Source organism: Streptomyces aureocirculatus (assembly GCF_000720475.1).
Taxonomy (GTDB): Bacteria; Actinomycetota; Actinomycetes; order Streptomycetales; family Streptomycetaceae; genus Streptomyces; species Streptomyces aureocirculatus.
On the sequence record NZ_JOAP01000168.1, the window covers coordinates 1 to 369 of the forward strand.

The following is a 369-nucleotide window of genomic DNA, read 5'->3' on the forward strand; positions in this document are numbered from 1 at the left end:
CTGGCCGACGCCGACGCGGAAGGCCGCATCGACTGGTCCATGGTGTCCGTGGACTCCACCACCTGCCGGGCCCACCAGCACGCCGCCGGAGCTCGTAGGAGATCCCCGCGGGTGCCGGGAAAAGGCGCACGCCCCGGCAGCACCGCCCTGAGGAGGGACTCGGACGCTCCCGGGGCGGCCTCACCTGCAAGATCCATCTGACTGGAGAAGGCGGGCGCCGCCCCTTGGCCCTGCTGATCACTCCGGGCCAGTGGGGCGATGCCCCGCAGCTCATCCCTGTCATGGAACGTATCCGCGTCGGCCGCCTCGGCGGCGGGCGTCCCCGCACTCGGCCGGACCATCTCGGCGGTGACAAGGCGTACTCCTCGC

Annotated in this window: 1 pseudogene; it reads left to right on the top strand. The window is 72.4% G+C overall.

Annotation, left to right across the window (positions count from 1 at the left end):
• Positions 1-369: pseudogene (locus IG78_RS50845) on the top strand (transposase family protein); the annotation flags it as partial.